The sequence below is a fragment of the Komagataeibacter oboediens genome, assembly GCF_003207815.1.
Classification (GTDB): domain Bacteria; phylum Pseudomonadota; class Alphaproteobacteria; order Acetobacterales; family Acetobacteraceae; genus Komagataeibacter; species Komagataeibacter oboediens.
On the sequence record NZ_NKTX01000137.1, the window covers coordinates 1 to 2,958 of the forward strand.

3 protein-coding genes are annotated in these 2,958 nt (G+C 59.6%); all 3 read left to right on the forward strand.

The genetic code is table 11. The features are described from left to right. Positions 1-320 precede the first annotated feature (320 nt). The 3 genes from CFR80_RS17475 to CFR80_RS17485 all read left to right on the forward strand — a co-directional run bounded on the left by CFR80_RS17475 (position 321) and on the right by CFR80_RS17485 (position 2,938). Entirely contained in the window at positions 321-869 is a 549-nt protein-coding gene (locus CFR80_RS17475) for a hypothetical protein (protein WP_110507806.1), read from the forward strand. A 297-nt stretch (positions 870-1,166) separates the two neighbouring features. Continuing rightward, a complete protein-coding gene (locus CFR80_RS17480) occupies positions 1,167-1,628 on the forward strand; it encodes a hypothetical protein (protein WP_181418270.1) in 462 nt (153 codons plus the stop codon). Further along, entirely contained in the window at positions 1,628-2,938 is a 1,311-nt protein-coding gene (locus tag CFR80_RS17485; protein WP_181418271.1) for a phage terminase large subunit, read from the forward strand. The genes CFR80_RS17480 and CFR80_RS17485 overlap by 1 nt, the downstream gene beginning before the upstream one ends. The last annotated feature ends 20 nt before the right edge of the window (positions 2,939-2,958 follow it).

Sequence of the window (2,958 nt, forward strand, 5' to 3'; positions counted from 1 at the left end):
TGGGTGGTCCGTTTCCGTGTCGCGGGGTGGCCACCTTCGATGGGGCCACACCAGTGGCGCGATCTATTTTTCAGCCGGGACACCGGGTGACTGTCGGGCGCATCGGAATGCGAGGGCTGCTATGAGGAGGTTGGAGAAGTGAGCGAAAAGAGTAATGTTCCAGTCAGGCGAATTTCTCAGCGCGGGAATCTCGCATTCACCAGCGACGATATGTCTCCGATGGAGATTGCCAGAAGGCTGGAGACTGTTGGCGTCTACGTGACTGATATCAGTGTCGTTGCGCCAATCGGGACAGACGGCAGGAAGGGGGGCGAGGTTTAATGGTAACTCTAGAGGCCAACCGCGTAGCCCAGATCCTGAAATCCGACCGGCGATACAATCGGTTGTCCCGCGAGATTGCCGCTGGAACCGCTCCTGACCCCGGTGCGGATGGACCGGCCGCCACCGCCCGCAAGATCGTGCAGGACGCAGTCGCTCTTATCGAGCGTAGCGCGAAAAAGCATACCGTCCGCCGGGTGGCAGAGGAATGCGCGTTGGACAGGCTGTATTACCGACCCACCAGTGCGATGACTCCGCAGCAGTATGGGGCCGGTTTGCGCTTTCGGCGCGCATGGCTTCGTTCCGCCCGCCGGGCGCGGGTTACGCAGACCTACGACATGCAGGAAATCGAACGCGGCGGCGATCTGACCGGGCAGGAAAACAGCAGCTATGCGCGTGAGTTGGTTTCAGAGGCCCTGAGTGTCCTGACGACCGCACAGCGTCGGGATGTCGTTGCGGTCTGTGGTGAGGACCAGATACTGCCTAGCAAGTGCACGAAAAACCTACGTAACGGACTGGACGCGCTATACGATCTATGGCGAAAAAAATAGTTCTTGTAATTTTTCCGCGAATGTGCGTAACTTGCTCCATCATGGAATAAATGCGCCGCAACGGCACACATCAGCCGCTCTAAAAAGGGCGGTTTTTCGTATGCGGGCATCCCTGCTCCATGCCCAGTTTGGGCGGCTGACATTTCAGCGTTTCTGGCACGGAACCGATAAATCCTGACCTCCCTAACCGACCGGTGCCCAAAAGCCTCGCTGGTCGGCATGGGAAAATCCTGTCAGCCCGTAAGTAGGCCGGGATAAGGCGGGAAGTGCATCACAACATAATGCCTGGAGGATCGTATGGCTGGGCGAAAGGGTCCGGCTAAAGCTGAGAAGCGAACGAGCCGAACACGTCCTACGCGCGATGCGCGTGAGGTTTTTCTTGAGCATCTGCGCAAAACATCAAACGTATCAGAATCTGCTCGTGTTGCTGTGGTCGGGCGAACGACCGTTCATGAATGGCGGGATCAAGATCCTGCATTTGCCGCCGCATGGGACGATGCGATTGATGAGGCGACAGACGCCCTTGAAGCGGAAGCGCGCCGCCGCGCCGTCGATGGCCACGAAGAGTATGTGATTTCCATGGGGCAGATAGTGCGCGATCCGGTAACTGGGGAGCCGCTCAAGCAGAAGAAATACAGCGATGCGTTGACGACGCTGCTGCTCAAGGCGCACCGGCCCGAGAAATTCCGCGAACGCTATGATGTGCAGCAGAGCGGCAACATCACCATGAACATCACATCGGACGACGACGCACTGTAATGATCGCCAAGCTGAACCCGGCCCAGCAAGAGGCAAACCGGCTGCTGGGCAGTCCTGCCACACACATCCTGCTGCGGGGTGGTTCCAGATCTGGCAAGACGTTCCTTCTGATCCGCGCGCTGGTCATCCGGGCGGCTAAGGCGCCGGGCACGCGGCACGGCATTTTCCGGCACCGGTTCAATGCCCTGAAACACTCCATCATCGGGGACACCTTCCCCAAGGTGATGCGCCTGTGTTTTCCGGACGTGCCCTACAACCTGAACCGCACGGACTGGTATGTCACGCTGCCGAACGGGTCCGAAATCCTGTTCCACGGCCTCGACAGTTCCGACCGCACTGAGAAGATCCTCGGCCTCGAGTTCGCCACGGTCTATCTGAACGAAGCTAGCCAGATTGGTTACGGCGCGCGGAACATGCTGCTGACACGGCTAGCGCAAAAGTCGATCCTGAGCGTCAAGGAATATATCGACGCCAACCCGCCCACGACTTCGCACTGGCTCTACAGCCTATTCGAACGGCACGTTGAGCCAAAATCAGGCGAACCGCTGCCGGACCCTGCCGATTACGCGACCATGCAGATCAACCCGGACAGTAACCGGTCCAACCTGTCGCCTGAATACCTGAAGCAGCTTGAAAGCCTGCCGGAAAAGGAACGCCAACGCTTCCTGTTCGGCAATTACCAGACTGCAATCGAGGGCGCGCTCTGGACGCTGGACCGTATCAGGCGCGAGGCCGCGATAACCGATGCCAACCGTGCCGCCGTGCTGGCGCGCATGCGGCGTATCGTTGTTGCGGTCGATCCATCGGGGTGTTCCGGTCCGGAAGATTATCGCTCGGATGAGATAGGCATATCGGTCTGCGGTGTGGATACGGACGGCAACGGCCATGTGCTGGCCGACCTGTCATGCCGCGCTGGGCCTGCTGGTTGGGCCAAGATCGCACTGGATGCTCTGGATCTGTGGAAGGGCGACCGGATCGTGGCTGAAAAGAATTTCGGCGGCGCGATGGTCGAAAGCACGATCCGCGCAGCCCGTGCCACGGCGCCGGTCACACTAGTCACGGCCTCACGCGGCAAGTTTGCCCGGGCTGAACCGGTGGCCGCGCTTTATGAGCAGGGCAAGGTTACGCATCATGGCCGGTTTCCTGATCTTGAGGACCAACTTTGCCAATTCTCCATGTCGGGGTTTGAGGGCGCGCGATCACCTGACCGGGCCGATGCGCTGGTATGGGCGCTGACTGACCTGATGCTTGGTCCACCACCAGCCGCACCGGCGCGATTTGTGCCAACACGTTTCAATCTGGGCCGATAGCGGCCACGGGGTCGCATGGA

What these genes read in the sequence shown, in the direction of transcription:
- CFR80_RS17475 (WP_110507806.1), top strand. Translation starts at nt 321, where the DNA reads ATGGTAACTCTAGAGGCCAACCGCGTAGCCCAGATCCTGAAATCCGAC.
- CFR80_RS17480 (WP_181418270.1), top strand. Translation starts at nt 1,167, where the DNA reads ATGGCTGGGCGAAAGGGTCCGGCTAAAGCTGAGAAGCGAACGAGCCGA.
- CFR80_RS17485 (WP_181418271.1), top strand. Translation starts at nt 1,628, where the DNA reads ATGATCGCCAAGCTGAACCCGGCCCAGCAAGAGGCAAACCGGCTGCTG.